20 protein-coding genes and 1 pseudogene are annotated in these 24,200 nt (G+C 54.4%); 9 read left to right on the top strand and 12 right to left on the bottom strand.

The features are described 5' to 3' along the window. Nucleotide 1 precedes the first annotated feature (1 nt). The 3 genes from psbF to SynA1562_RS01005 are packed head-to-tail and all read left to right on the top strand — an operon-like array spanning nt 2 to nt 481. Nucleotides 2-142 carry a cytochrome b559 subunit beta gene (gene psbF / locus SynA1562_RS01015; protein ID WP_006851435.1) on the top strand — a complete coding sequence of 47 codons (141 nt, stop codon included), beginning with the start codon at nt 2-4 and terminating at the stop codon, nt 140-142. A gap of 8 nt (nt 143-150) precedes the next feature. After that, nucleotides 151-270 carry a photosystem II reaction center protein L gene (locus SynA1562_RS01010; RefSeq protein WP_006852026.1) on the top strand — a complete coding sequence of 40 codons (120 nt, stop codon included), beginning with the start codon at nt 151-153 and terminating at the stop codon, nt 268-270. A 10-nt stretch (nt 271-280) separates the two neighbouring features. Next, nucleotides 281-481 (top strand): photosystem II reaction center protein J, encoded by a 201-nt coding sequence (locus SynA1562_RS01005; protein ID WP_011363231.1) that lies wholly within the window; start codon nt 281-283, stop codon nt 479-481. A gap of 76 nt (nt 482-557) precedes the next feature. On the opposite strand, the gene SynA1562_RS01000 is transcribed toward SynA1562_RS01005, so the two are convergent. The 3 genes from SynA1562_RS01000 to SynA1562_RS00990 all read right to left on the bottom strand — a co-directional run bounded on the left by SynA1562_RS01000 (nt 558) and on the right by SynA1562_RS00990 (nt 6,892). Next, nucleotides 558-830: a hypothetical protein gene (locus tag SynA1562_RS01000; protein WP_186494385.1), complete on the bottom strand. Its 273-nt coding sequence runs from the start codon at nt 828-830 to the stop codon at nt 558-560. Between the two features lie 573 nt (nt 831-1,403). Next, nucleotides 1,404-4,496: a rhamnan synthesis F family protein gene (locus SynA1562_RS00995; RefSeq protein WP_186494384.1), complete on the bottom strand. Its 3,093-nt coding sequence runs from the start codon at nt 4,494-4,496 to the stop codon at nt 1,404-1,406. A 623-nt stretch (nt 4,497-5,119) separates the two neighbouring features. Continuing rightward, nucleotides 5,120-6,892, bottom strand: coding sequence for a hypothetical protein (locus SynA1562_RS00990; RefSeq protein WP_186494382.1), 1,773 nt, complete (start codon nt 6,890-6,892; stop codon nt 5,120-5,122). Nucleotides 6,893-7,429: 537 nt separating this feature from the next. On the opposite strand from SynA1562_RS00990, the gene SynA1562_RS00985 reads away from it, so the two are divergent. After that, the gene (locus SynA1562_RS00985) at nt 7,430-7,687 is read left to right on the top strand and encodes a hypothetical protein (RefSeq protein WP_186494380.1); all 258 of its coding nucleotides are present in this window, start codon (nt 7,430-7,432) and stop codon (nt 7,685-7,687) included. 184 nt (nt 7,688-7,871) lie between these two features. Here SynA1562_RS00985 and SynA1562_RS00980 read toward each other — a convergent pair whose 3' ends face one another. The 4 genes and pseudogenes from SynA1562_RS00980 to hisS form a co-directional block, all read right to left on the bottom strand. Continuing rightward, the gene (locus SynA1562_RS00980; protein ID WP_186494379.1) at nt 7,872-8,891 is read right to left on the bottom strand and encodes an NAD-dependent epimerase; all 1,020 of its coding nucleotides are present in this window, start codon (nt 8,889-8,891) and stop codon (nt 7,872-7,874) included. Further along, a complete protein-coding gene (locus tag SynA1562_RS00975) occupies nt 8,891-10,294 on the bottom strand; it encodes a nucleotide sugar dehydrogenase (RefSeq protein ID WP_186494377.1) in 1,404 nt (467 codons plus the stop codon). The genes SynA1562_RS00980 and SynA1562_RS00975 overlap by 1 nt, the downstream gene beginning before the upstream one ends. Then, a pseudogene (locus tag SynA1562_RS00970) lies at nt 10,291-11,248 on the bottom strand (UDP-glucuronic acid decarboxylase family protein). Before SynA1562_RS00970 ends, SynA1562_RS00975 begins: the two are co-directional and overlap by 4 nt. 2 nt (nt 11,249-11,250) lie before the next feature. Further along, on the bottom strand, nt 11,251-12,543 hold the full coding sequence (hisS, locus tag SynA1562_RS00965; protein ID WP_186494375.1) for a histidine--tRNA ligase: 1,293 nt from the start codon (nt 12,541-12,543) through the stop codon (nt 11,251-11,253). 101 nt (nt 12,544-12,644) lie between these two features. On the opposite strand from hisS, the gene galE reads away from it, so the two are divergent. Beyond that, a complete protein-coding gene (galE, locus tag SynA1562_RS00960) occupies nt 12,645-13,679 on the top strand; it encodes a UDP-glucose 4-epimerase GalE (RefSeq protein WP_186494374.1) in 1,035 nt (344 codons plus the stop codon). Then, nucleotides 13,676-15,703, top strand: a complete 2,028-nt coding sequence (gene selD, locus SynA1562_RS00955) for a selenide, water dikinase SelD (protein WP_186494372.1) — start codon at nt 13,676-13,678, stop codon at nt 15,701-15,703. Before galE ends, selD begins: the two co-directional genes overlap by 4 nt. On the opposite strand, the gene SynA1562_RS00950 is transcribed toward selD, so the two are convergent. Together SynA1562_RS00950 and SynA1562_RS00945 are read right to left on the bottom strand one after the other, a co-directional pair. Continuing rightward, nucleotides 15,648-17,072, bottom strand: a complete 1,425-nt coding sequence (locus SynA1562_RS00950; protein ID WP_186494370.1) for a hypothetical protein — start codon at nt 17,070-17,072, stop codon at nt 15,648-15,650. The genes selD and SynA1562_RS00950 overlap by 56 nt on opposite strands. Next, a complete protein-coding gene (locus SynA1562_RS00945; protein WP_186494368.1) occupies nt 17,069-18,280 on the bottom strand; it encodes a CCA tRNA nucleotidyltransferase in 1,212 nt (403 codons plus the stop codon). The genes SynA1562_RS00950 and SynA1562_RS00945 overlap by 4 nt, the downstream gene beginning before the upstream one ends. A gap of 18 nt (nt 18,281-18,298) precedes the next feature. Between SynA1562_RS00945 and SynA1562_RS00940 the strand changes: the two genes are divergently transcribed. Both SynA1562_RS00940 and SynA1562_RS00935 read left to right on the top strand, forming a co-directional pair. Continuing rightward, the gene (locus SynA1562_RS00940) at nt 18,299-19,312 is read left to right on the top strand and encodes an SIS domain-containing protein (protein WP_186494366.1); all 1,014 of its coding nucleotides are present in this window, start codon (nt 18,299-18,301) and stop codon (nt 19,310-19,312) included. Then, nucleotides 19,309-19,860 (top strand): HAD family hydrolase, encoded by a 552-nt coding sequence (locus tag SynA1562_RS00935; protein ID WP_186494364.1) that lies wholly within the window; start codon nt 19,309-19,311, stop codon nt 19,858-19,860. Before SynA1562_RS00940 ends, SynA1562_RS00935 begins: the two co-directional genes overlap by 4 nt. Nucleotides 19,861-19,862: 2 nt before the next feature. On the opposite strand, the gene kdsB is transcribed toward SynA1562_RS00935, so the two are convergent. The 3 genes from kdsB to SynA1562_RS00920 are packed head-to-tail and all read right to left on the bottom strand — an operon-like array spanning nt 19,863 to nt 23,768. Beyond that, nucleotides 19,863-20,642 (bottom strand): 3-deoxy-manno-octulosonate cytidylyltransferase, encoded by a 780-nt coding sequence (gene kdsB / locus SynA1562_RS00930; protein ID WP_186494363.1) that lies wholly within the window; start codon nt 20,640-20,642, stop codon nt 19,863-19,865. Next, entirely contained in the window at nt 20,642-21,352 is a 711-nt protein-coding gene (locus tag SynA1562_RS00925) for a hypothetical protein (RefSeq protein ID WP_186494361.1), read from the bottom strand. Before SynA1562_RS00925 ends, kdsB begins: the two co-directional genes overlap by 1 nt. A 25-nt stretch (nt 21,353-21,377) precedes the next feature. After that, nucleotides 21,378-23,768, bottom strand: a complete 2,391-nt coding sequence (locus SynA1562_RS00920) for a UvrD-helicase domain-containing protein (protein ID WP_186494360.1) — start codon at nt 23,766-23,768, stop codon at nt 21,378-21,380. Between the two features lie 137 nt (nt 23,769-23,905). Between SynA1562_RS00920 and SynA1562_RS00915 the strand changes: the two genes are divergently transcribed. After that, nucleotides 23,906-24,175: a hypothetical protein gene (locus SynA1562_RS00915; RefSeq protein WP_186494359.1), complete on the top strand. Its 270-nt coding sequence runs from the start codon at nt 23,906-23,908 to the stop codon at nt 24,173-24,175. Nucleotides 24,176-24,200 lie beyond the last annotated feature (25 nt).

The following is a 24,200-nucleotide window of genomic DNA, read 5'->3' as shown; positions in this document are numbered from 1 at the left end:
CATGACACAAGCACCTCCCGTCGCCACAACGCCACGCAACTATCCGATCTTCACGGTGCGTTGGCTTGCTTTGCACACCCTCGGCATCCCGACGGTGTTTTTCCTTGGCGCCCTCGCCGCGATGCAGTTCATCCGCCGCTGATCTAACCCATGGAACGCAATCCCAATCCCAACAACCTGCCGGTTGAGCTGAACCGCACAAGCCTGTATCTGGGTCTGCTGTTTGTCTTCGTGACCGGCGTTCTCATGTCCAGCTATTTCTTCAACTGAGGACTATTCGATGAGCGGAAAAAAATCCCCGTATCCCGACGGTCGAATTCCCGATCGCAACCCTGATGGCACACCTGCTGTGCCCTGGAGAAGCCGCTGGACGGAAGGCGTTCTTCCTCTCTGGCTGGTTGCCACTGCCGGTGGCATGGCCGTTCTGTTTGTTGTGGGCCTATTCTTCTACGGCTCCTACACAGGCGTTGGCTCGGCCTAATAGATTCGAGAAAAACCCCAGAATATATACTTTGGAGAGTATGTATTCTGGGGTTTTTGCTGAGAAATTCTGATTGTTATTTTTTGACGTAGTTATAAATAACTTCCGTTGATTTGGCTTGAAGCTCTTCAAGTGATTCAATAATTTTTTGTTTTTGTTCGCTAAGTAAATAATAGTACTCAACCTCTTCTTGGAGTTTCTCTACAAGATGCATTGCCAACTTTCTATCGGCCAAAGATTGCTTGTATTTCGCATCCTGGAATTCCACCTGCAGCTTTAACTCACGAATTCGCGTCTCCAGGCTTTTGATTTCAGAATTAGAGTTATGGACCTCAGGGGCTTGATTCACAAGGAAAGATTTTATTGGATCCATCATCGAAGATTAGATCATTAAAACAATTATACCAGAACATACCCCAGTGTGAATAGCAGTGGCATAAGACTGAAAGCCCCTTTTAGTTGAGACAAATACTATTCTGAGCCAACAAGCTAGAGACAACTCCTGACTGAACGCCAGGGTAGAAATCGAGGGAGCAATAAAAAAGATTTGACGAGAACCGATCAAGCAACGCTCTACGGACTGGGAAGAAGACAGAAGCAAAAATATTCTCTCGAACAAAATGCACAAATAATAAAGAGTTACAGCAAGTATCGCTTAAACCTACCCACAAGAAATTCTATTATTGAAATAGCGACAGGCAGCAACTAAGACAACCTCGAGGATCAACATCAAGATATTGACCTACAGAACTTTGATTCAATCAAATAAGAATGCTGAACACATCTCCTACACAACACATCCACGAAATCCAAATACAAACATTGACAATAATGAAATGACTTCAACACGTGCCAAGTTGCATGGGTAGGCGGTAAGCAATTGTTGGGAATTTAATAATTCGTTGCCGAGGAAACAACAAAGTCAGCCTTTATCAGATTTGATCACTGAAGATTTAGAAGAAAACAATAATTTTGCTGTCTCTGAATTCTCACGGTTATAGCGCCTAAGGTAATCCAAAATTGAAGCATGCCAGTTCAAATCTTGCGAATCAAGGATATTCGGCAAATTATCTAGGTTAACCTTTAAAGGATTATCTCTGAGCAACTCTTTCTTGAGGTATGGATATTTGATACGAAGCAAAGACTCCCAATTAACGTGAGTTGGATTTGTAGCCTCAGAGGTTCCATATAGAGCAATTCCTTTGAAACCAAGGCGGACCAGGCGAGCAGACCAACCAACTTCGTAATTCATTATGATTTCATATTTTGAATCCAATATACCTATATTGAACCAATGCAACTTGAAAAAGGAGGAAGTGAATACCTTTCTAGAGTAAAATATAAAAAAGCTCTGCAAATGCCATGATGGAGTAATAGATGAAGTCAACCCCATAAAATCAGCTTCAGAAGAATAACGACTGATCCTGGCAAAAGTATCCGAAAAATCATTCAAAGGGCCCCAATTGCTGTCATTGGCAAGCAAGACGCCTTCGTAATTACACAAACGAGCATAATTTTTTCTGATTACATGGGACCAACACCCGAAGTCATACCCACTATTTTTACGAATTAAAATTTGAGCACAAAAAGGCTTGACTTTTTCAACTTCTTCAGGAGCATTAGCCAGACATTCAGAACTTGACACGAAGTAGATGTCACAATATTCACTAAGTTTCTCAAGATGGTAAACACAATCATCTGCAATCAAGGGATCAATATCATAATGTACAAATACACAAGCGTATCTTTGTTTCATCGAATTGTGCACTTGATGAATTACAAGCTCATCAAGCTCAATATCTGAGCTAGGCTTTGAAGTATGATCAATGAATCTACGATCAAAACTTGTTTTAACAATTTTCTGAAGATTATTGAAGACTGTACTAACTCCAGTAAATTTATCTGGGCTGGAGAATATGTCTTCATGACGAGAAACCAAATTTACCCTTTCATGATAAAGGCGAGTTCCGGCTTCATCATCATTATCTTCACCTCTAGATTCAGATTCTAAATGATATATCTTAGTCTCAGTGGAGCAGATTATAGGACGTTGATGATACTCTTTTTTAGCTCTAAAGCATAAATCAACATCATTATAAGCAACTTTAAAATCTTCATCAAAACCATCAATTCTAAGAAATTCTTCCTTCCTCATAATCATGCATGCAGCTGTCACAGCAGAGCATTCGTGGGTCCGCTCCCATGGATGCACATATTGATCTAAAGAGAATTCATGATTTAAGTCTGTAAAATGCCGAGAGAATGGACTATTTATAGCGATATGTTTTTCCATGGTCGAAGACAAGCCATTATGCTGAATTTTGCCGCTTGGATATAATAGTTTTGAGCCAGTGATAATGGCATTGTAAAAAAGATGGGTTTTAAGCAGTGTTGTAACCGCAAAGCCTGATTCAATCAAGATATCATTATTCAAAAACAAAAGATATTCTTCCTCAACAAAGCCTACAGCGTAATTATTAATTTTGGCGTAATTAAACTCACCAGGGAAATCAATACAAACAAAAAGATCTTGATATTTATTTTTAAGTTGATCTAAAACCTCGAATGTCCTGTGTTCAATTGAGCCGTTGTTAACAGCATAGATTTTTAATGCAACCTCTTCTTCGTTAAAAATGAGAGATTTTACACAGTCCTCCAATAGATGAATCTTATCTTTAAAAGGTATAACAACACCAACAGAATTGTTCAGACTTGGCTTGAATTTAACTACTGAATTTTCGCGATCTACAAGAAGGGAGTTTTTACTACCTTCAGTACTATCAGATTGATCAATAGAAGCAAGCTGTTTCTGCCAGGCTTTAAACAAGTCTCTCCTAACTGGGAACAAACTTGATTTGTAATCATTCAAACAATAAAAAGGCGACCAATAAGTAGAATCAGATGAATCATGTTTTGCAGCAGGTCGGCTATAGGATTCGCTCAAGATTTCTCTCTTTAGGCAAAAATTCACCCCAAAATCTTCTAACTCAAGCACTAGACCATGAAAATAGCCATAGGCAGTTTGATAGTCCTTAAGCTTACTTACAACGGCCAACACCTCTATTGAATTAGCAATTATACAGCCATTTGTAATATCAGAAACCAACATATTTGAGCGTGAGTATTCGGTAACTGCGCAGAATCTTCCATTATTGGCTGAATAGCCAAAAATAGCAGTCCTATCTTCTAGCTTAATATCAACAATCCATTTGACTGCAGACCGGGTCAAAGTCTTACCCTTTAAAAGTATGCAAAGATTATGATCATCTGAGATGTTATAAAAAAGATACTGCTCTATATTCATGGACGAACCATTATGTGTATACACACGGTCATCCTTTATGCTGTAGACATCTCCAAGCAGCTTTGATAATTGAAGAGACTTTAAATCAGATATTTCAGATTCATCCAAATCATCATAATTATCTACGATGTAAAGAAGATTTCCGTCATATTTTTTCTTGGCATGAGAGAAAGAAAGTGATGAATGGCGCCTACCCTCAAGAATTTCTATATAACCATATCTTAGAAAATGATCAATGACTGAAACACAAACTCCACGCTCAACGGCTTCAGGGACATCTGGATTGTCAATTGAGTATTCGTTGACAGAATAATGAAAAAGATTGACTGTTGGATCATTGGACGTCAAATCAGGAAGAATTATTCTTCCTGTATCGACTTCAAAGTTGTCAAAAACTAATTCCACTATTTTATCAATCAAATTCGAATCTAAATTATTTTTTCTGCAATACTCAGCAATTCTATTCGCAAAAACATCTCTTAAATCAGCAGACAGCTGTTGAGATGGACTATCAACAATTGATTCTGGGCTTGAAACGGCATCTAACGGGTGAACAAAGCCGGGATTTGTCTTTGCAAGAAGATTTTCCCATGAACTGATTAGTCCAACAGGATAATGTAATGTGCGGGCTTGTTTTACGATTTCGTTGGCTGAACGGTAATCCCCAGAGGAAAGGAAATGTGAGAACTGCTTAGCAAGGGAATTGTCCATGAAAAATGAATCTGAAGAGGGTTTATGCGGCACTGGAATTTATTCAATAGATAACAAGGCCTTTACAAAAAAGTCTCGTAAATAAATCTTGGATGAAATAGGGTATCTCAAAGAAAAACAGTTTATTATTGGCAGGGATTTATTAATACTACCACTCCACCAAAAGAGTAGCTGTATGCAAGATCGAATGAGACTTCTAATGAAAGAAGGGTTCATTGGGGATTATTCGATGATCTATTGTAGCAAAATAAATTCCACTCAACTCAACTGCAGAGTCAATCCTCTTCTCTGACGAACCACGACAGAGACCAAGCAAAACTTGCATCACTAGTTATCAGGATTATGGAATATCAAACAACATGCTTATCGCTAAGATTTGTTTCTTAGAAGCAAATCTCCATGGGGAACAAAGGACGATACCTGTAAGCATTAAGAATCAAAGATATTTGCAAAATCAATCAGTTAAAAATAGATAGATTTTAAGATTAGATTTTTACAAGAAAAAGCCCGCGTAATTATAAAAAAGCATGTTAGAACAAAATTGTTAATGTGTTTTTGTCAGTGTGGAGATGATTCAAACAAATAAAGCAATAAAAGCTATATAGCTAAGAATAAATATTGATTTACTTTTTGCTATGGGCTGGAAGCGTTAGTGGTACCAGGGGAGTCACTGGTTCAATCTTAAGTTCAACTAAAATCTCCAATAATTGATTGTAAATAGCTTGCCACGGTAAACTGTAATCCATATATCCAACACGATTTTCAGGATCAGATTGGTCTTCTACCAATTCCCTATCAATAACTTTAGTACAATGATGTATATGTTGAGACTTATGATCCGCCATCTTATTACTCATATGGCCTACACCAGGCTTTTGACATATTCTTGCTATATTTATAGAGCCTGTAGTGTAATTAGCCATAAATAAATCTACCGACATGCCAATACGAATTTTTTCTAACATAGGCAAGCCAGCAATAATGCCAAAACGTCTATGCTTTCTAGAGGGCAATTTCTTTATAATCTCTTGAATAACATCATTGTCTTTACGTGATTCTTTTCGATGATAATCCGAACGCTCTCCACTGACCAATGGCGGAGTCCATCCATCGAAAACCACTGCTAGGTTGGGGTAATGCTCATAAAGCTTATTTAAGATTGCCGCAGTACCTTCAACTTGTTCTAACCAACAACGCTTTTGTCCCGTAATTCCTACCCATAGAAGTGGGTGAGATTCTTCCAAGAACTCCAAAGCACCTGAGGATGCTAAATGAGAACTGGTACGTGCAAATTCACGCAATGAAGTATCGGTTGTGGTGGCAAGTGTAAATGAGTGGGGATCAGGTTTATAATTAGAATAAAACCACAAACCCAATTTTAACAAGTATCCTTCTTGAGATTCAGTCGATTTATTTAAACTAGCCTTGGTGCGTATCTGATGCTGTTGAACAAGCCCCAATCCAGCACCTAAATCAATAAAAGCTTCATCATCCTTGGAAAAAAGGGCATCTTCAGAAAGAAGTTCCCCTTGATCCCGAATGAGCTGTAACGCTAAAAGTGAATCGTAGTTACAGTGATAGGGGCGAGCATGTCCAACAAGATAGCCATGAAAAGCACGTGATCTATTAAGTTGATAGAAATCAGGCGTGAGAGATAATTCACGCAAACACGACAAGATATTTTGGGGAGTGATATGGCAAACAATGATTAATTTATTCAATCCTGGAATAAAAACAGCATCACAACTTGTCACCCCCTGGAAAACAAACAGACGCTGGTCTGCCTCTTGGATCATCAAAACATTCCAGTCCACCAAAAGCCGGCTTCCAAGCAAAACACCATCTTCTTGTGAGAAAACAGCTGGGAAACGACCAAACCGAGACAGCCGGGCCATATGAACAACAAAGTCTGGTCTTGTCACATGGTCACAAAAGGTAGAAAATTGAGAAGTAGGATTTCCAGCATGGATAACTTCAACCGTGCTTAATATTCTCTTTGCCAATCCCCCAAGATTTAGAGCAGGCATTAAACTCTTATAACCCGAGAAATAATTAGTCCATTTGGTTGCATCATCTAGATTCGTCATATCGAGCCTCATTTGCATCCAGGGACATTGGATATTGTTAAAAAGAAGCTTAAATGACAAATCAATGCCTAACTCTTTGGTTGGAATCTCGCCCTGAATGATATGACAGCCTTCTTGAAAATGACACGGAAAAGACCAACTACGTGAGCCACTAACCAGCAAAAGAGAAAGAGCTGGTGGTGACAGCTGATGTTTTGGTAAAATTACACCAACAAAAGAAAAGTTATCAAGTGCAATACTTAAATGCTTCAATATTATATCGAAGCCAAGATGATCGACAGGATTAGTATCAGTAATTTTGGCCAACATCCGCTAGACAGCAATTTCTTATATTCTAAGCCATGCGCGGTCAAATAAGCTTAATTGCTATCGCCTTCAGCATAAGAGCTCTCACAGCGAGTAGATAAAATGATCAAATAAGCAGTGCCGAAGCAACAAATATGGCTTTAAGAGCCAAAATTAAACTTCAGAACAATGACTAAAGACATTTAATCCTTATTTTCGGAAAAATGATAGGTATGCTCTGTCTCTATTACTAGAAACGAGGAGATCTAATATGTTATTTGAGGGGCAATTAAAACCACCCCCTGTAATGGATACTTCAAAAATTACACTTTTGATGTCAATTCACTGAAAAACGAACAGGAAAGACTTTTATTGCTTGCACATCTCAATGCGCCAAGATCGATGGCTGACTTACGCTGCTAAGCAGGCTTATATGAGCAATAGGTTGAGATCACAAGAAGGCAGTGATATGATTAGATCTAATCATACTTACATTTGAGTCGATGCTCCCTTGGTGCATTGCACTATCAAGCTTTCTTATAACAAATCAAGAGAAGTACAGTGCCTGATTCAAGCAAACTAAGCCAAGATTTCAAAGAATTCAGATTCCGACGTCGCTATGATCATTTGTTGCGGTTTAGGCTCCGAAATGCAAAGCCCAATGAAATTATTAAAGCAGCTCGAGAGCTTGGATTTAAAATAAATGCCAAAGATTTAGAGAAAATGAAAGCAATAAACGCGAAACAAGCTGCTAAGAGAGCAGAACCTATTCGGGAAAAATCAGCACTTGACCTCCTAAAGAACTTTTTCAAAGGCTAGATATTTCAATACCAAGTGTAATAATTTGAGTTAATATTCCCAAGCTTTCAAGCGACAATCGTTATGTTTTTAAAACGACATAAGAAGTCTTTCAATCCTCAAAATACGATCAGAAGTCACAAAATAATTTTCACATTAACTTTAAAACCATATTTTTCTGTCAATCTAACGGAATAGAACCTCATTAATCGAAATATTTAAAGTACCACTCCGCAAAACTCTGAATCCCATCTTCAATAGATGTTGATGGAGTGAAATTAATCCATTTTTCCAACGCGGAAGTATCAGCCGCAGTTGCAATCACATCACCAGGCTGAATCGGTTGAAAATCTTTAACAGCTTTACGACCGAATGCCTGCTCCATCACTTCGATGAAACGCAAAAGTTCTGTGGGCTGGCTGTTGCCAATATTGAGCACCCGGTGCGGCGCTGCCGCCGTAGCAGGATCAGGTTGGAGCGGATCAAATTCAGGATTGGACGTCGCTGGTTTATCGCAGCAGCGCAGCACCCCTTCAACGATGTCATCGATATAAGTGAAGTCACGCTGCATCTTGCCGTGGTTGAAAACCTTGATTGGCTCACCAGCCAGGATCGCCCGTGCAAACAGCATCGGAGCCATGTCAGGACGACCCCAAGGTCCATAGACCGTAAAAAATCGCAACCCGGTGGCGGGCAGTCCATAGAGATGGCTGTAGGTGTGCGCCATCAGCTCGTTGGCTTTCTTGCTCGCGGCATAAAGGCTCACCGGGTGGTTCACCGGCTGACGTTCGTGGAAGGGCAGATTGCGATTGCCGCCGTACACGGAACTGCTTGAGGCATACACCAGGTTTTGCGTGCCGTGATACCGGCATCCCTCCAGCAGATTGCCAAACCCCACCAGGTTGCTTTGTATGTAGGCCGCAGGGTTTTCCAAGGAGTAACGGACGCCGGCCTGTGCCGCAAGATTCACCACCACCTGGGGTCGCTCTTCGGCGAACAGCGCCATCAATCCCTGATCATCTTCGAGGGCTAGGCGCTCAAACCGCCAGGCTCCTCCTGGGGCAATAGCTTCAACCTGACGCAACCTCGACTGCTTGAGGCCGGGGTCGTAATAGTCATTCAGATTGTCTAGGCCGACCACGCGATCACCGCGTTGCAACAACCGCTTCGACAACGCTGCACCGATGAAGCCGGCTGCCCCGGTGACCAGAACCGTTCTCGACATCAGCCCTCTCCATCCCCCACGCACCAAAGGTTGAGACCTGAGGCTCTGACCTGCCCGTGATCAGTGATTGCCCGGGCGTCAAAGACCCATGCCGGCTTGCGCATCCGACCAGCAAGAGACATCCAGTTCAGGTTGCGGTAGTCCTGCCACTCGGTGAGCACCAGCACCGCATCGGCTCCCGTTACCGCCTCTTCAACAGTGCAGGCTTCGGCCCAACTGCCAGTTCCACTGAGTGCGTCTTCCTGGGGTTCTGCCTTCTGTTGAAGGTCACGGGCCATCTGTTGAACAGCCACTTTGGGATCGTGAATGGCTAGCTGAGCGCCTTCCTCAAGAAGGTCGCGGCAGATGCGAATCGCCGGAGCCTCTCGGGTGTCGTTGGTGTCAGCCTTGAACGCAAAACCAAGAATCGCCAGCCGCTTTCCGGTCACCGTGCCAAACAGTTTTTCCACCACCAACCGGGCAATGCGGTGCTGCTGCCACGTATTCAGGGCCACCACACTCTCCCAATAATCCGCCACCTCCGGCAGGCCGAAATGGCGGCAGAGATACACCAGGTTGAGGATGTCTTTCTGGAAACAGCTGCCACCGAATCCCGGCCCAGCATTGAGGAATTTTGGACCGATGCGACTGTCGGTGCCAATCGCCCGGGCCACCTCACGCACATCAGCTCCACTGGCCTCGCAGAAGGCCGCAATCGAGTTGATCGAGCTGATCCGCTGCGCCAGAAACGCATTGGCCGTGAGCTTGGACAGCTCGCTGCTCCAGAGGTTGGTGCGCAGAATCTGCTCCTCGGGAACCCAGTGCGCATAGATCGCAGCAAGGGCATCCATCGACGTCGGGTCATCACCACCGATCAAGACGCGATCCGGAGCCTCCAGATCATGAATGGCCGTTCCTTCCGCCAAAAATTCAGGATTGGAGAGCACCGAAAACGTGCGCTGGTCGTCTCCATCACTGGCCGCCTCCAGGATCGTTTTGATGGCGGCAGCCGTACGCACCGGCAGGGTGCTCTTCTCCACCACGATCGTGTGGCCGGTGGCCGCCTGAGCCACCTCTCGAGCACAGGCTTCCACCCAGCGCAAATCACTGGCCTGTCCAGCGCCAAGCCCCTTCGTCTTGGTGGGCGTGTTCACTGAGATGAACACCATGTCTGCAGCAGCGATCGAGGCCGCCACATCGGTTGAGAACGACAAGTTGCGCCCTCGAGCCCTCTCCACCACGCGGTCGAGCCCGGGTTCATACACCGGCAACTTGCTCAGATCGGCATCATTCCAAGCATCGATGCGCGCCTGGTTGATGTCCACCACCTGCACTTGCACCTGCGGGCAACGATCAGCGATCACCGCCATGGTCGGACCACCCACATAGCCCGCACCGATGCAGCAGATCCGTTGAATGGTCACGTCCCGCAGCCTTTGGCAATTTCGAGGAGATTACGGAAGGAGTCGATGGTGGGAGCCAGACCCTGCTCCAGTGACACAGTCGGCTCCCAGTTGAGCTGCTGACGGGCAAGATTTATCGCCGGCTGCCGCTGGCGAGGGTCGTCTTGCGGCAAGGGCTTTTCCATCAACGGCAGATTCGGCCTTATCTGCTGGCGGATTAGCTCCGCCAGCTCGCGGATCGTGAATTCAGCGGGATTGCCCAAGTTGATGGGGCCGGTGTGATCGCCGTTCATCAGAGGGATCAAGCCCTCAATTAGATCGCTCACATAACAAAAGGAGCGGGTCTGACTGCCATCGCCGTACAGCGTCAACGGTTCGCCCCGCAGGGCCTGCACGATGAAGTTGCTCACCACCCGGCCGTCATCGGGGAGCATGCGCGGGCCATAGGTGTTGAAGATGCGGGCCACCCGCACCTCCACGTCATTCATGCGCTGGTAGTCGAAACAGAGGGTTTCTGCGATGCGCTTGCCCTCGTCGTAGCAACTGCGGACACCGATGGGATTGACGGAGCCCCAGTAACTCTCCCGTTGAGGGTGAACCTCAGGATCTCCGTAGACCTCACTTGTACTGGCGAGCAGCAGCCGTGCCCCCACTCGACGCGCCAGGCCCAGCATGTTGTAAGTGCCGAGAAAGCTGGTTTTGGCTGTCTTGACCGGATTGAACTGATAGTGAATCGGCGAGGCAGGGCAAGCCAGATGCCAGATGCCAGATCCGATCCACCTCGAGCTTGATCGGTTCGGTGACATCGTGACGAATCAGTTCGAACCGTGGATGGCCAATCCAGCGAGCGATGTTGGCTTTACGCCCCGTGAAGTAGTTGTCGAGGCAGATCACCTCATCACCGGCCTCCATCAGACGGTCGATCAGGTGGGAGCCAAGGAAGCCGGCACCGCCAGCGACGAGGTGGATCTGCATCCTCAGGGGGTGAGCAGTTTCTCCACGATCGCGGCAACTGGCGCAAGCGCAACGGTGGATTCCTCAGTCTGCTGCTGTAACGGCTTCAAGCGCACTTCACCTCGCTCGGCCTCCTCGTCTCCAAGCACCATGGCCCAGCGCGCACCACTGCGATCCGCCCGTTTGAACTGCTTGCCGAAGGCGGATCCCGACGAATCCAACTCCACCCAAAGCCCAGCGGCACGCAGGTCCCGTGCCAAAGCCAGAGCAACGCACTCGGCCTCGTCACCACGGTTCACGAGAAAGACATCCGGGGCTGCAGCTGCCGTCAGCCGAGCAGCGTCACCCTGAGGATCCGCCTTCGCTGCGGCTTCCAACACCAACAACAACCGTTCCATGCCAAGGGCCCATCCAATGGCAGGGGTCTGAGGGCCTCCCAACTGACCAATCAGGCCGTCGTAACGTCCTCCACCACAGACGGTGGCCTGGGCTCCCAGTTGATCACTGGTGATCTCGAAAGCCGTGTGGCTGTAGTAGTCCAAGCCACGCACCAACCGGGGATTCAACTCGTAAGGAATCCCGAGAGAAGTCAGCCCACGCTGCACCTGTTCAAAACGCTCACGGCTGGCATCACAGAGGGCATCCGCCAGGGTGGGTGCGTCTGCCAAAAGCGCCTGGGTGTCCTTGTTTTTGGAATCCAGGATGCGCAGGGGATTGGTGCTCAGCCGCGCCTGGGAATCAGGATCAAGGGCCTCCGATCGCTGCTCAAGCCAGGCCACCAGAGCATTGCGATAGGCCTGACGGTCTTCAGCGGTGCCGAGGCTGTTCAGCTCCAACTGCAAACCGCCCACACCGAGGGAAGCCAGCAGATCCCAGGCCAGGGCAATCACCTCAACATCACTGCGGGCCCGCTCAGCTCCAAGCCACTCCACCCCGATCTGATGGAACTGCCGCTGCCGGCCAGCCTGGGGGCGCTCATAGCGAAACATCGGCCCGGCATACCAGAGCTTCTGGGCGCCCTGGCTGAACAAACCGTGCTGCAGGGCGGCACGCACCACCGATGCGGTGCCTTCGGGCCGAAGGGTGCAGGAGCGATCGCCCCGATCCTGAAAGCTGTACATCTCCTTACCCACCACATCGGTGCCCTCACCGATGCCACGGCAGAACAGATCCGTTGTCTCCAACAGCGGCGTCCGAATTTCACCGAACCCAGAACGCTGGAAGTGCTCCCGCGCTTTGGCCTCAACCGCCTGCCAACGCTGAAGCACCTCCGGCAACAGATCGACCATGCCCCTGAGGCTCTGAAGCTGACTCACGTGCAGGATTCAGGTACAGCGACTCAGTCTGCCGGGTGGAAGCGCGGTACAACAAAGCCGGCGATCTGCCTGAGAATTAAGGGATGAAAGGGGGTAAAGACATGGGCCGACGCATCCTCATCACCGGCGGTGCCGGCTTCATCGGGAGTCACACCTGTCTTGTGCTGCTAGAGCAGGGCGACGAGCTTGTGGTGCTGGACAACTTCGACAACAGCAGTCCTGAGGCTTTGCGACGGGTGCAAGAGCTGGCGGGTTCAACCCAATTGACCCTGGTGGAGGGGGACGTGCGCGACACCAGCGCTGTGGATCAGGCCTTCAGCTCCGGTGGAGCCGTGGATGGGGTGATTCATTTCGCCGGGCTGAAAGCCGTAGGGGAATCGGTCGCCAACCCACTCCTCTACTGGGATGTGAATGTGAATGGCAGCCGCGTTCTGGCGGCGGCCATGGAGCGCCATGGTTGCCGCACCCTGGTGTTCAGCAGCACCTCCACCGCCTACGGAGAGCCCGAAACGTTCCCGCTGAGGGAAGACATGCCAACGGCACCGGTGCACCCCTATGCCCAAACCAAGGTGGCTGTTGAACAGATGCTGGCGGCCCTCTGCCGCTCGGGCTCGTGGCAGGTGGCCTGCCTGCGCTACTTCAATCCAGTGGGTGCACACCCCAGCGGACGAATCGGTGAAGACCCGCTGGGAATTCCGAACAACCTCTTCCCCTTCATCACCCAGGTGGCCGCAGGGCGTCGGGAGCTCTTGCGCGTCTTCGGTAACGACTACCCCACACCTGATGGCACCGGCATCCGCGATTACCTGCATGTGATGGATCTGGCTGAAGCCCATGGCTCGGCCCTCGACCACTTGTTCAAGCGACAAACATCGGATCCCTTGACGCTGAACATCGGCACCGGCCGTGGACTCAGCGTGCTGGACGTGGTGCACGGCTTCGAACAGGCCACAGGATTGGCCATCCCCTTCGAGATCGTGGAGCGTCGACCAGGCGACGTGCCCCGCCTAGAGGCCTGCCCCCGGACCGCACAGACCGTGCTGGGCTGGCGCGCCCGCCGAAGCCTGGAAGAGATGTGCCGTGATGGCTGGGCCTGGCAGCAAGCCAATCCATCCGGATACCGAGGCCCAACATGAGCAGAGGTGGTCTGCTGGTCATGGCCGGCGGAGGGCACAGCCATGCGCTGGTGCTGAAACGCTGGGCGATGAAGCCAGAGCAGCGGCCAGAGCAGAGCATCGTGCTGGTGAACCGCAACAGCACAGCCCTGTATTCCGGCATGGTGCCGGGGTTAATTGCAGGCTTCTATCAGCGCGATGAGCTCGCCATCGACCTGCGCCAGCTGTGTGATAAGGCCGGGGTGGCTTTCGTGGAGGCGGAAATCACTGGATTGGACCTTCAAGGCAGATGCCTGAGGCTGCGCGAGCGGCCGGCACTCCACTTCGATTGCCTCAGCCTGGATGTGGGGGCCGTCAGCAGACCCAGTGCCACTGGAATTCCAATCAAGCCATTGGAGGCTTCCCTCGCCTTTCTCGAGAGCGAACAATCAAGCGATCCAAAGCCCCTACGTGTGATCGGCGCTGGAGCTGCCGGCCAGGAGGTGGTTTTGGCGCTACGACGCCGCTGGCCGCAGCGAGCGCTGCAGCTGCAACAGCGCAGCGGACAGCTGGATCCAACGATGCAAAAGGTGCTGCAACGGGCGAAGATCGCCTTGATCGACGACGAACGCGATCACAAGGGACCCAGCCTGCTCTGCACAGGAAGCCAGGGGCCTGCCTGGCTGGCATCAACCGGTCTGCCGCTAGATCACGATGGCCGAATCCGCACCGATCGCTGTCTGAGGGTGGAAGGCCATCCATCCCTTTTCGCCAGCGGAGACTGTGCCGTGATCAGCGCAGAACCCCGACCCGCATCTGGGGTGTGGGCCGTGCGAGCCGGGCGCCCCTTGGCCGCCAACCTGGAGGCAGCCTGCCAGGGCCGACCACTGCGCTCCTGGCATCCCCAGCGGGAGGCTCTGCAACTGATTGGGAGCCACGAAGATGCCGCCTGGGCGCGATGGGGCAGATGGCGACTGGGGCCATCCCCCCTGCTTTGGCGCCTGAAGCAACGCATCGATCACACCTTCATGGCCAGCTTTCAGCAGCCAGCAGCGATGGCTGATGCAGCTCCGATGGCCTGCCGGGGTTGCGCGGCCAAATTGCCGGCCCAACCCCTGGCCGCAGCGCTCGAGCGGGTGGGGCTGGGGGGACAACCGGAAGACGCCGCCCATCTCCCTGGCAGCGAAGAGCTGCTGCAAAGCGTGGATGGCTTTCCAGCCCTGGTGAGTGACCCCTGGCTGAACGGTCGATTGACGGCCCTGCATGCCTGCTCGGATCTCTGGGCTTGCGGTGCCCGTGTCTCCAGCGCCATGGCAACGATCACGCTGCCGATGGTGCCGGCCAATGAGCAGCAGGAGCTGCTGGTTCAGACCCTGGCCGGGATCCGCTCGGTTCTGGATGAACAGGGTGCTGAGCTGATCGGTGGACACACGATGGAGTCCCGCAGCGCATCACCCCTCCCAGCAAGCCTCGGGGTGCAGATCACCCTCGCGGTGAACGGGAGAAGCAGCCAGTCACCCTGGCTGAAATCTGGGCTGCAGCCCGGTGATGCCCTGCTGATCAGCCGCCCCCTCGGCACCGGAGTGCTGTTTGCAGGGGCCATGACCGGCGCCACCAAGGCGGCTGATCTGGATGCTGCTCTGAAAAGCATGGCCTGCAGCCAACACAAGCTGCTTGAGCAGCTTGAGCCCGTTCGGGGGGACATTCACGCCTGCACCGACATCACCGGTTTCGGCCTGCTTGGGCATCTGGGCGAGATGCTCCAGAACAGAACAGGGCTCCAGATCCTGCTGGATGGAGCTGCTATCCCGGCCTACTCCGGTGCACTTGACCTGTTCGAACGCGGCATCTCCAGCACCCTGGCCCCCTCCAACCGGGCAGCGTGGCGATGGCTGGAAGGCACGGTTCAGTTGCAACAGCCCCCGTCCGCAAGCTTGCTCGAGCTGCTGGTGGACCCGCAGACCTGCGGCCCGCTGCTGCTGGCATGCAGCAGCAAAGCCGCTGCACAACTCACTCAGAACGGCCCATGGCTTCGGATCGGCAAAGCAACAACCGGGCATGGGTGAGGTCGGTGGCCTGTGGTTCACAGTGATACCCCTCCTGCTCAACCCGTGATTGCAGAGGTTTGAGCTTGCGCTCCATGGCGGGCGGCGGCCCACTGCTGGCGAGCCAGAGCTGCCTGGGCAGATCCGGACCCTGCAGCCGTTGCTTCAGATCACCATTCCCCCCCCATGGGGATGAAGGCAAGGGAATCCGGCCCATGGCCGCCTCCATCCGATCGCTGAGGTTGAACAGTCGCGGCCTGGGGGTGTAGCGATCCTGAAGTCTCATGGTCCGCTGGCTGATCAGACGGAACTGGTCCTGTTCCCGAACACCACCGACGCCGGCATCGAGCTCGCTGAAGCCTGGCCCCCACCAGCTGACCATCAGCAGCCCCAGGATGATCAGACCGCAGCCGCGGCCGAAGCGGTTCAGCTCAAAAGCACCGATCTGCACGGCCAGAACGGGCGCCACCGCCGGCAGCAACACGACGAAGTAGCGGCTGAAGGCCATCGGCTTCACAAACGACACGACAACCACCCCAAAAACCATCAACAGGGACGGGATCAGACCGCTTCGATCGAGAAGATTCCAAGACGGCCACGGCAGCCGACGCAGCCCTCCCCAACGCCGCAACACCATCAGCAACAGCAGGATCAGCGCCAATTTGGGCAACGGCCAGAGGCCAAGGCCGCGGGCCAGGGTTTCCTCCAACAAGGCGTAATCCGGCACACCGATCCAACTGCCGGCCCGGGAGCTGAAGAGATAGTCCGCGGCGTACGCCATCCAGGCCAAGGCCGGGAGGGCTCCAATTAAGGCAGCGGCAGAAAAGCTCCAGCGGCGTCGCGATCCATCCCAGGCGGCGGCCGCCAGCACCAGGAACAACCCATAGAAGTGGGTCAGGCCGGCCAGCCCGGCCACCGCCCCGTAGGCGACGGGATGGGCGGAACGGCGCCACCACCAGGCCAGAGCCACCAGCAGCACCAGCACGGCATAGCTTTTGCCCTCGATCGCGAACCGAATCGGATAGGGACTGCAAAAGGCCAAGAGCGCCGCGACCGCTCCCACCCTGGCCCGAGTGCCCGCATGACCAAGGGCCATCGCCTGACAGACCATGACCAGGCCACCCGCCAGATAAGCCAACCAGGACAGGAAGCGCAGGCTGACCGGGCTCTGACCGACCAGATGCCCCCAGAGCCAGAGCAGGCCGTAATAGGCCGGGGGATGGGTGTCCTCCCGCAGCATGGCCAGAAGGTGGCTGAAGCTGGGCTGAAAACTCTTGCCGACGCTATAGAGCTCATCGCTCCAAAGCGCTGTGGCATCGATTAACAGCAAAGCCCGCAAACCAAAGGCCAGACAGACGGTCACCAACACCGCGATCCAGCTGCGTTTCATCGGCTGCGGTCCTGCGCTGCACTGCGCTGCCTGCGCAACTCCTCCCCGATCGCCGGCCCCGGCTGCCAACCCGCAGCGATCAGTTCACGCGCGGTCTGCGGCGCCTGAATCCCGCGCCAACGGCCCCACCAGCGCAGCAGCGGTCTCCATTGCTTCGGCCGAAGGGTGACCGCCAGGGCCACTGCCTCCGGCTGCCAACCCTTCTGCTCCAGGGCCGTCGACCAGATTGATGGGCTGGCCTGCAGGACCGGGGGGTTGTCCATCAGCCAGTCGCAGAGGGCACCGCACTGTTTCAACCATTGCTGTTGCTTCCCGGGAATCTGCAACCGTTGCGCGAGTGCGACCGGATCGGCTGCTCCCGCAAGAAACGCCGGCATTAACGGGAGACCCAGACGTCGGGCCCAATGCAGCCGCTGGGTGCGCCGAGGATCCCGCTGAAGTTGCGCGTCCAACAGCGGCAGTGCTTGCCACTGCTCCAACAAATCCAGCGCCTGCGGCCAAGGTTCGCGCTCCAGCAGCCGCTCCAACTCCATCCGCAGTCGACTGGCCAGGGCCGGCGGTGCCGTCAACGCCGCATCACCCTGGCCCCAGGCCCAGGGCCACTGCTGCATGGTGCTGCGGATCTGCTCACGGCTCTCCTTCGCAAGCTGGAAACCCAGCCGAGCGGCGTAACGGGCAGCTCGGATCACGCGGGTGGGGTCGTCCTGAACGCTTCCCGCGTGCAGAAAGCGGATCTGGCCCGAGGCCAGGTCCTCCTGGCCATGGTGGAGATCGATCAGCTCACCGGCCACCAGATCGAGGGCCATGGCATTGATCGTGAAATCCCGGCGAGCGAGGTCAGCCTCGAGGGTGCCAACTCGCACGACGGGATTCTCGGCTGGCGCGGGGTAGTGCTCCTGTCGTGCTGTGGCCAGATCAAACGGAATCCCATCCAGCTGAAATGCCACCGTTCCGAAAGCACCATGCTCCTGAATAGCAGTGATGCGTTCAGAGCCCACCTGAGTGACCAGTTCCGCCACCAGGGCAGCGGCATCACCCTCGACCACCCAGTCCAAATCAGGGACACCTGACCAAGAGCGACCGCAACGCTGATGCAGCAGCTGATCACGGACAACGCCGCCGACCAGGGCCAGACAGCGAACGTCGAGTGATCGCCCAGCACGCTGCAACGCCTCCAGAACGGAAGACGGCACACCTGGAAGATCCATCGCGGGGCGTGCAGGAGAATGGGCCGATCATCACGGATCTGGTCCTTGTCCGCACTCACCCGCTGCCTTGAGGAGGAAGCCTCAGCGATCGCCACTGCTGCCGCACGCTTGAGCAGCGACCAGGTGGAAGCCGCTCTTGATCTGCTGGAGCGCTGTGCAGACCGCAAGGCCAAGCTGGTGATCACCGGTGTGGGCAAAAGCGGCATCGTGGCCCGGAAGATCGCAGCCACGTTCTCTTCGATCGGGCTGATGGCCCTGTTCCTCAATCCCACCGACGCACTGCATGGCGATCTTGGTGTGGTGGCCGCCGAAGACGTCTGTCTCCTGCTCTCGAACAGCGGAGAGACCACCGAACTTCTGGAGGTGCTGCCCCATCTGACCCGACGCGGAACCGGGCGAATCGCCATCGTCGGACGTGCAGACTCCTCCTTGGCTCGCGGCAGTGACGTGGTGCTGGAAGCCAGCGTTGACCGTGAGGTGTGTCCCCTGAACCTGGCTCCCACCGCCAGCACAGCGGTGGCCATGGCGATCGGCGACGCCCTGGCTGCGGTCTGGATGGAACGACGGGGCATCTCGCCGGCGGATTTCGCCTTGAATCACCCCGCCGGATCCCTTGGCAAACAGCTCACCCTCACGGCCTCCGACCTGATGGTGCCCGCCAGCCAACTGCACCCCCTGCAACCCCACACCCCGCTACCCGAAGTGATCGGCGGCCTGACACGCGACGGAATCGGCAGTGGTTGGGTTGAAAACCCAGACAGCCCTGGAAGCCTTCTTGGGATCCTCACGGATGGAGATCTGCGCCGTGCCCTGCAGGATCACGGTGCTGAGACATGGACCCATCTGACGGCGAAGGATCTGATGACTGCCGATCCGATCACGGTGCAGGCCGATGTGCTGGTGGTGAAGGCCTTGGAGCAGATGGAACGCAACCGGCGGAAACCCATCTCCGTGCTTCCCGTCGTGAATCAAGACCAACAACTGATGGGCCTGCTGCGTCTGCACGATCTGGTTCAGGCCGGACTCGCGTGAACAAACTGCGCTGGTGGTTGCTGCGGCGCCGCCTCAGATCGATTCAGCTGCTTGTGCTGGATGTTGATGGTGTGCTCACCGATGGGGGCCTCTGGTTTGACCCCGCAGGGCAACAGAGCAAGCGCTTCGATGTCCGCGATGGCCTTGGCATCCGACTGCTGCAACAGGCGGGGCTTCACATCGCCTTTCTCAGTGGTGGCCAGGGAGGAGCAACGGAGGTGCGGGCACGGCAACTGGGCATCAGCCATTGCCTTGTGGGAATCAAGGACAAGCCTGCCGCCCTCACGGCCCTTCAGAACCAACTGGGGGTGAGCGCCCAGCAAACGGCCTTTGTTGGTGATGACCTCAACGATCTGGCCGTTCGGCCGGTGGTCGGGCTGTTGTTCGCACCCGCCGATGCCTGTCGGCCCGTTCGTTGCGGAGCCGATGCGGTGCTCCGCCGCCAAGGCGGCCATGGAGCCGTCCGGGAGCTGGCGGAACGCATCCTTCAGGAGCGTGGACGCTGGGGACTACTGAGCCGCGACGGTTGGAAAGACCGCAACGACTGAGGTCAGACCATCGCCCGAGCCTGTTCCAGCTGCTCGGCAGTGTCCACCGACAACGAGGTTCCCTCGACCCGGAAGGTGGCAATGGTGAGGCCGGCCTCGATCAACCGCAGCTGTTCGAGCCGTTCCAGATCCTCCAGCGGTGAGGCCGGCAGCTGATCCCAGGCAGCCAATACATCTCCGCGGAAGCCGTACATGCCCACATGCCCCCAGTAGGTGGTGTGCTGATGCCAATCCGACTCAGCCACATCCCGCACGTGGGGGATGGCGGACCGTGAGAAGTAGAGCGCACGGCCGTCATGGGCCAGCAGGGTTTTCACCACATTGGGGTTGTGGACCGATTCGGGCTTCAGCCCGTAGACGGGGGTCACGACCGCTGGCACAGGATCCTGACGCCTGAACTCCTCGGCCATGGCATCGATCACAGCAGGATCGATGAACGGTTGATCGCCCTGAACATTGATCACGGCTGTCTCTTCAGCCAAAGGATCCGCATCGCCCCAGCCCAGGGCCATCAGAGGGTGAGCCACCGATGCGATGCGCTCGCTACCGGAGTTGCAGGATTCCGCCGTCATCAACACTGGGAACCCCCAACCCTCTGCCAGGGTTTGCAGTTCGGTGCTGTCGGTGCAAAGCACCACCGCTTCAACACCCTGAGCCTCACTGCAGCGTTCCAGCACGCGCTGAATCATCGGCTTGCCGCCGATGTCGGCCAGCACCTTGTTGGGGAGTCGAGATGACTGAAGCCGGGCCGGAACGGCCACCACACACTTGCGAATCGCCATCAGTCCCAGAGTTTCATTGCATCGTCGCGGGCGCTGAACCATTCAGCAGCCAGGGGGCCACCCATGGTGCGCTGTTCGCGGAACCAGGGGCCACCCAGGGTCCAGTGCAGCATCGGAGCAGCCTGCTCGGACTCCGGTGGAGCCTGCACATCCACCAGATGATTCCAGCCCCCCTGGATGGCGCCGATCTCATGATCACCCTCCAGCCAGTGGAAGCGGTGAAGCTCCAACCCCGTTGCTGTGTTCACGTAATCGGGCGTGAGTTTGGTGCAGCGGCTGCAATTGAGCAGCATCAGTGAACTCCAATTCTTTTTGGGGTAGGGGCTCTGCACCTCGCCGAGAAATTTCACGGTCTCCCCGGGCACATGCTCGTGCTGCACACACATGGCTCCATAGGCGTCATCGCGCTGATCCCAGAGCGCCTTGATGTCAGCCCGGCAAAGCATGTCGCAATCCATAAACAGGGCCCAGCCCTCGTACCCCATCAAGTAGGGCACCAGAAAACGGGTGAAAGAAAACGCGGTGCTCTGCTTGGGATCCCGCTCGCGCCGGAACAACCCTTGAGCCTCCAGCTGAGGTGTCACCAGCGGCGTGATCGCCAGCGGGACACTGCTGTTTTGGTACAGGCTGTCGATCAGAACGTTGGTGGCTGCCCGCTCTCTCGGGTCATAGCCGATGAAAATGGGGATCGGCTGGCTGGAGGTCGACACAGGCCGTCGATGGCTGGAGAGGAGATTAAGCGGTGGTCACGGGTTCGATCGGCGCCAGGCGCGGATCAAGGATCTTGGGGCCCATCCCCGCAAACTTGACCGCGATCGACACCTTCTCGCCGCTGCCGAAGGTGTGGGTGATTTCACCAACCCCGAAGCTGGCATGGATGACCTGATCACCGACCTGCCAGCTGCGGCCAGGAGCGGGGCCGGCTTGACGGCGACGCACGGCATTGGCAGGGGCCGATGAGGGCTTGTCGCGATCCACGCGGGTGAGCCGGTCAAGGCGCCGTTCACGCCGAAGCGCCGCCCCTCCGGTCTGCGGAATGTCGCCCTGGATCAGGGCTTCCGGCAGCTCCGAAAGGAAAACAGAGGGCACAGCCGCTTCACGCATGCCTCCCCAGAGACGACGTTCACAGGCGTGGGATATGAACAGCCGTTCCTTCGCGCGAGTGATGCCCACATAACAAAGCCGACGCTCTTCCTCGAGTGAAGCCGGATCATCCAGGGAGCGGTAGCTGGGGAACAGGCCCTGCTCCAGACCCACCAGGCACACCACTGGGAACTCCAGCCCCTTGCTGCTGTGGAGCGTCATCAAGGTGACGCGATCGGCTGCCGTGTCTTTACTGTCCGCATCGCTGGACAAGGCCGCCGAGGCCAGGAATCCCTCCAGGTCACCCTCGTCGTTTTCCTCCTGATACTGGAGAGCGGCATTCACCAGTTCCTGGAGGTTGCGGCGGCGCTCCTCCGCTTCATCGGTGCCATCCGCAATCAACTCACTGACGTAGCCGCTCTTCTCCATCACCTGCTGGATCAATTCCGATGGGGCCACGTCACGGCTGCGGGCTTTCAGATCGTTGACCAAGTCGCAAAACTGGAGCAGCCCCTTGGCCGAGCGGCCGCCGAGGGAGCGCACCGCTTCGGGGTCACTCACCACGTCCCACAGCGGAATCCCCAGTTGATTGGCCGCATCGGTAAGGCGCTGAATCGTGGTCTTGCCGATGCCCCGTTTCGGAACATTGATCACCCGCAGCAGGCTGACGGTGTCAGCCGGATTCACCAACAGCCGCAGATAGGCCAGCAGATCCTTGATCTCGCGCCGGTCGTAGAAGCGCAGCCCCCCCACCACGATGTAGGGGATCCCCCAGCGCACCAGGGATTCCTCAATGGCCCGGGACTGAGCATTGGTGCGATAAAGCACCGCCATATCGCCCCAGCTGAGCTCGGGGTTGGCGGCTTCCATCGTGCGCATGCGATGCACCACGGCTTCCGCCTCGGCGATCTCGTCGTCACAGCGGGTGAGGGTGATCAGCTCCCCCTCTCCTCGCGTGGGACGGAGCACCTTGTCGATCCGTTCGCTGTTGTTGGCGATCAGGGCATTGGCCGCCTCGAGAATGGTGGCAGTGGAGCGGTAGTTCTCCTCCAACTTCACCATCGTCTGAGTGGAGTCATCCGGTGCCTGATCGCCGAAATCGTCCTGAAAGCCCATCAGGATGGTGAAGTCGGCCGCACGGAAGCTGTAGATGCTCTGATCGGCGTCACCGACCACAAAGACAGAACGGCCTGACCAGTCCTCAACATCCTGAGGATCCTTGCCATCGGTGACCAACAGCTTGATCAGGTCGTACTGGGTGCGGTTGGTGTCCTGGTATTCATCCACCAGCACGTGACGAAAGCGACGATGCCAGTAGCTGCGCACCTGATCGTTCTGCTGCAGCAACTGAACCGGCAGCAACAGCAGGTCGTCGAAATCGAGGGCGTTGTTGGCCGCAAGGGCTTTGCGGTAGCGCCGATAGACATCGGCCGTGAGCTTGCCTCGCTGGCCCTCTGCATTGGCCTCGAGCTGGTCCGGCAGCCAACCCTGGTTCTTGGCATTGCTGATGGCCCAACGGGTCTTTTTGGGCTCGAACCGCTTGGGATCGAGCTGCAGTTCCTGGGTCACGATCTCCTTCACGAGGCTCTGGGCGTCGGCCTCGTCGTAGATCGAAAACTGCTTGGTCCAGGTGAGTCCTTCCGCGTCCTTGAACTTGTCGATGTCGTAGCGGAGCATCCGCGCAAACAGGGCATGAAAGGTGCCGATCCACAGCTCCTTGGTCACCTCTCGGTAAATACGCGAGCGCAACTGGCGCTGCTCCACCGGGGGCAGGGTGCTCCAGGGCTGGCCGTACTGGCTCTGGGCCAGACGTTGTGCCAGAAGAACCTCAAGCCGCTCCTTCATCTCGCGGGCGGCTTTGTTGGTGAAGGTCACCGCCAGGATCTGAGCGGGATCGGCACCATGCTCCCCGATCAGGTGAGCGATCCGATGGGTGAGGGCGCGCGTCTTACCACTGCCAGCTCCCGCCACCACCAGCAGCGGCCCCTCGTGATGGTCCACCGCCCGTCGTTGGGCGTCGTTAAGGCCGGCCAAGAAGCTCATGGATGGAGATTAGTGGTGCTTAGATGCCTCCAACGCCGTTGCGATGGCCTTCCCCTGATCTTCGACTTGACCCAGGCTCTGCGGGCCAAGGTTGTCGACCTAGTCAAGTCCATACCCGACCAAGACTTCGCTAAGCAATGCGAGAGACGACAAGGGTCTTTGAACAACGCTGGAGCTTCTGGCTGTCAACGCTGTCTGGCACCGCATTGATCTTCAGCGCGAGCCTTGCCCTCTGGCTCCAATCCGGCGCCAGCGGATTCAGCACTCTTCCAGAAACGACAAGGGAGTCTCTGCTGAACAACTACAGCGACATCGCCCATGGGGGATTGATTGCTGTTCTGGCTGTTTTATCTGGACTTCTGATTCGTTCCATCGTCAAAGCAAGCACACAGGACGAGAGACCATGAGCACAAAAGCCCTGGCCAATCGCCA

The organism is Synechococcus sp. A15-62 (genome assembly GCF_014280075.1).
Classification (GTDB): Bacteria; Cyanobacteriota; Cyanobacteriia; order PCC-6307; family Cyanobiaceae; genus Parasynechococcus.
Note: the sequence above shows the minus strand (reverse complement) of the source record. Positions and strands in the feature narration are given on the sequence as shown.

Bases quoted from the DNA above. Each gene is read 5' to 3' on its own strand.
- psbF (WP_006851435.1), top strand. From the start codon at position 2: ATGACACAAGCACCTCCCGTCGCCACAACGCCACGCAACTATCCGATC.
- SynA1562_RS01010 (WP_006852026.1), top strand. From the start codon at position 151: ATGGAACGCAATCCCAATCCCAACAACCTGCCGGTTGAGCTGAACCGC.
- SynA1562_RS01005 (WP_011363231.1), top strand. From the start codon at position 281: ATGAGCGGAAAAAAATCCCCGTATCCCGACGGTCGAATTCCCGATCGC.
- SynA1562_RS00995 (WP_186494384.1), bottom strand. From the start codon at position 4,496: ATGGACAATTCCCTTGCTAAGCAGTTCTCACATTTCCTTTCCTCTGGG.
- SynA1562_RS00990 (WP_186494382.1), bottom strand. From the start codon at position 6,892: ATGTTGGCCAAAATTACTGATACTAATCCTGTCGATCATCTTGGCTTC.
- SynA1562_RS00980 (WP_186494379.1), bottom strand. From the start codon at position 8,891: ATGTCGAGAACGGTTCTGGTCACCGGGGCAGCCGGCTTCATCGGTGCA.
- galE (WP_186494374.1), top strand. From the start codon at position 12,645: ATGGGCCGACGCATCCTCATCACCGGCGGTGCCGGCTTCATCGGGAGT.
- selD (WP_186494372.1), top strand. From the start codon at position 13,676: ATGAGCAGAGGTGGTCTGCTGGTCATGGCCGGCGGAGGGCACAGCCAT.
- SynA1562_RS00950 (WP_186494370.1), bottom strand. From the start codon at position 17,072: ATGAAACGCAGCTGGATCGCGGTGTTGGTGACCGTCTGTCTGGCCTTT.
- SynA1562_RS00945 (WP_186494368.1), bottom strand. From the start codon at position 18,280: ATGGATCTTCCAGGTGTGCCGTCTTCCGTTCTGGAGGCGTTGCAGCGT.
- SynA1562_RS00940 (WP_186494366.1), top strand. From the start codon at position 18,299: ATGGGCCGATCATCACGGATCTGGTCCTTGTCCGCACTCACCCGCTGC.
- kdsB (WP_186494363.1), bottom strand. From the start codon at position 20,642: ATGGCGATTCGCAAGTGTGTGGTGGCCGTTCCGGCCCGGCTTCAGTCA.
- SynA1562_RS00920 (WP_186494360.1), bottom strand. From the start codon at position 23,768: ATGAGCTTCTTGGCCGGCCTTAACGACGCCCAACGACGGGCGGTGGAC.
- SynA1562_RS00915 (WP_186494359.1), top strand. From the start codon at position 23,906: ATGCGAGAGACGACAAGGGTCTTTGAACAACGCTGGAGCTTCTGGCTG.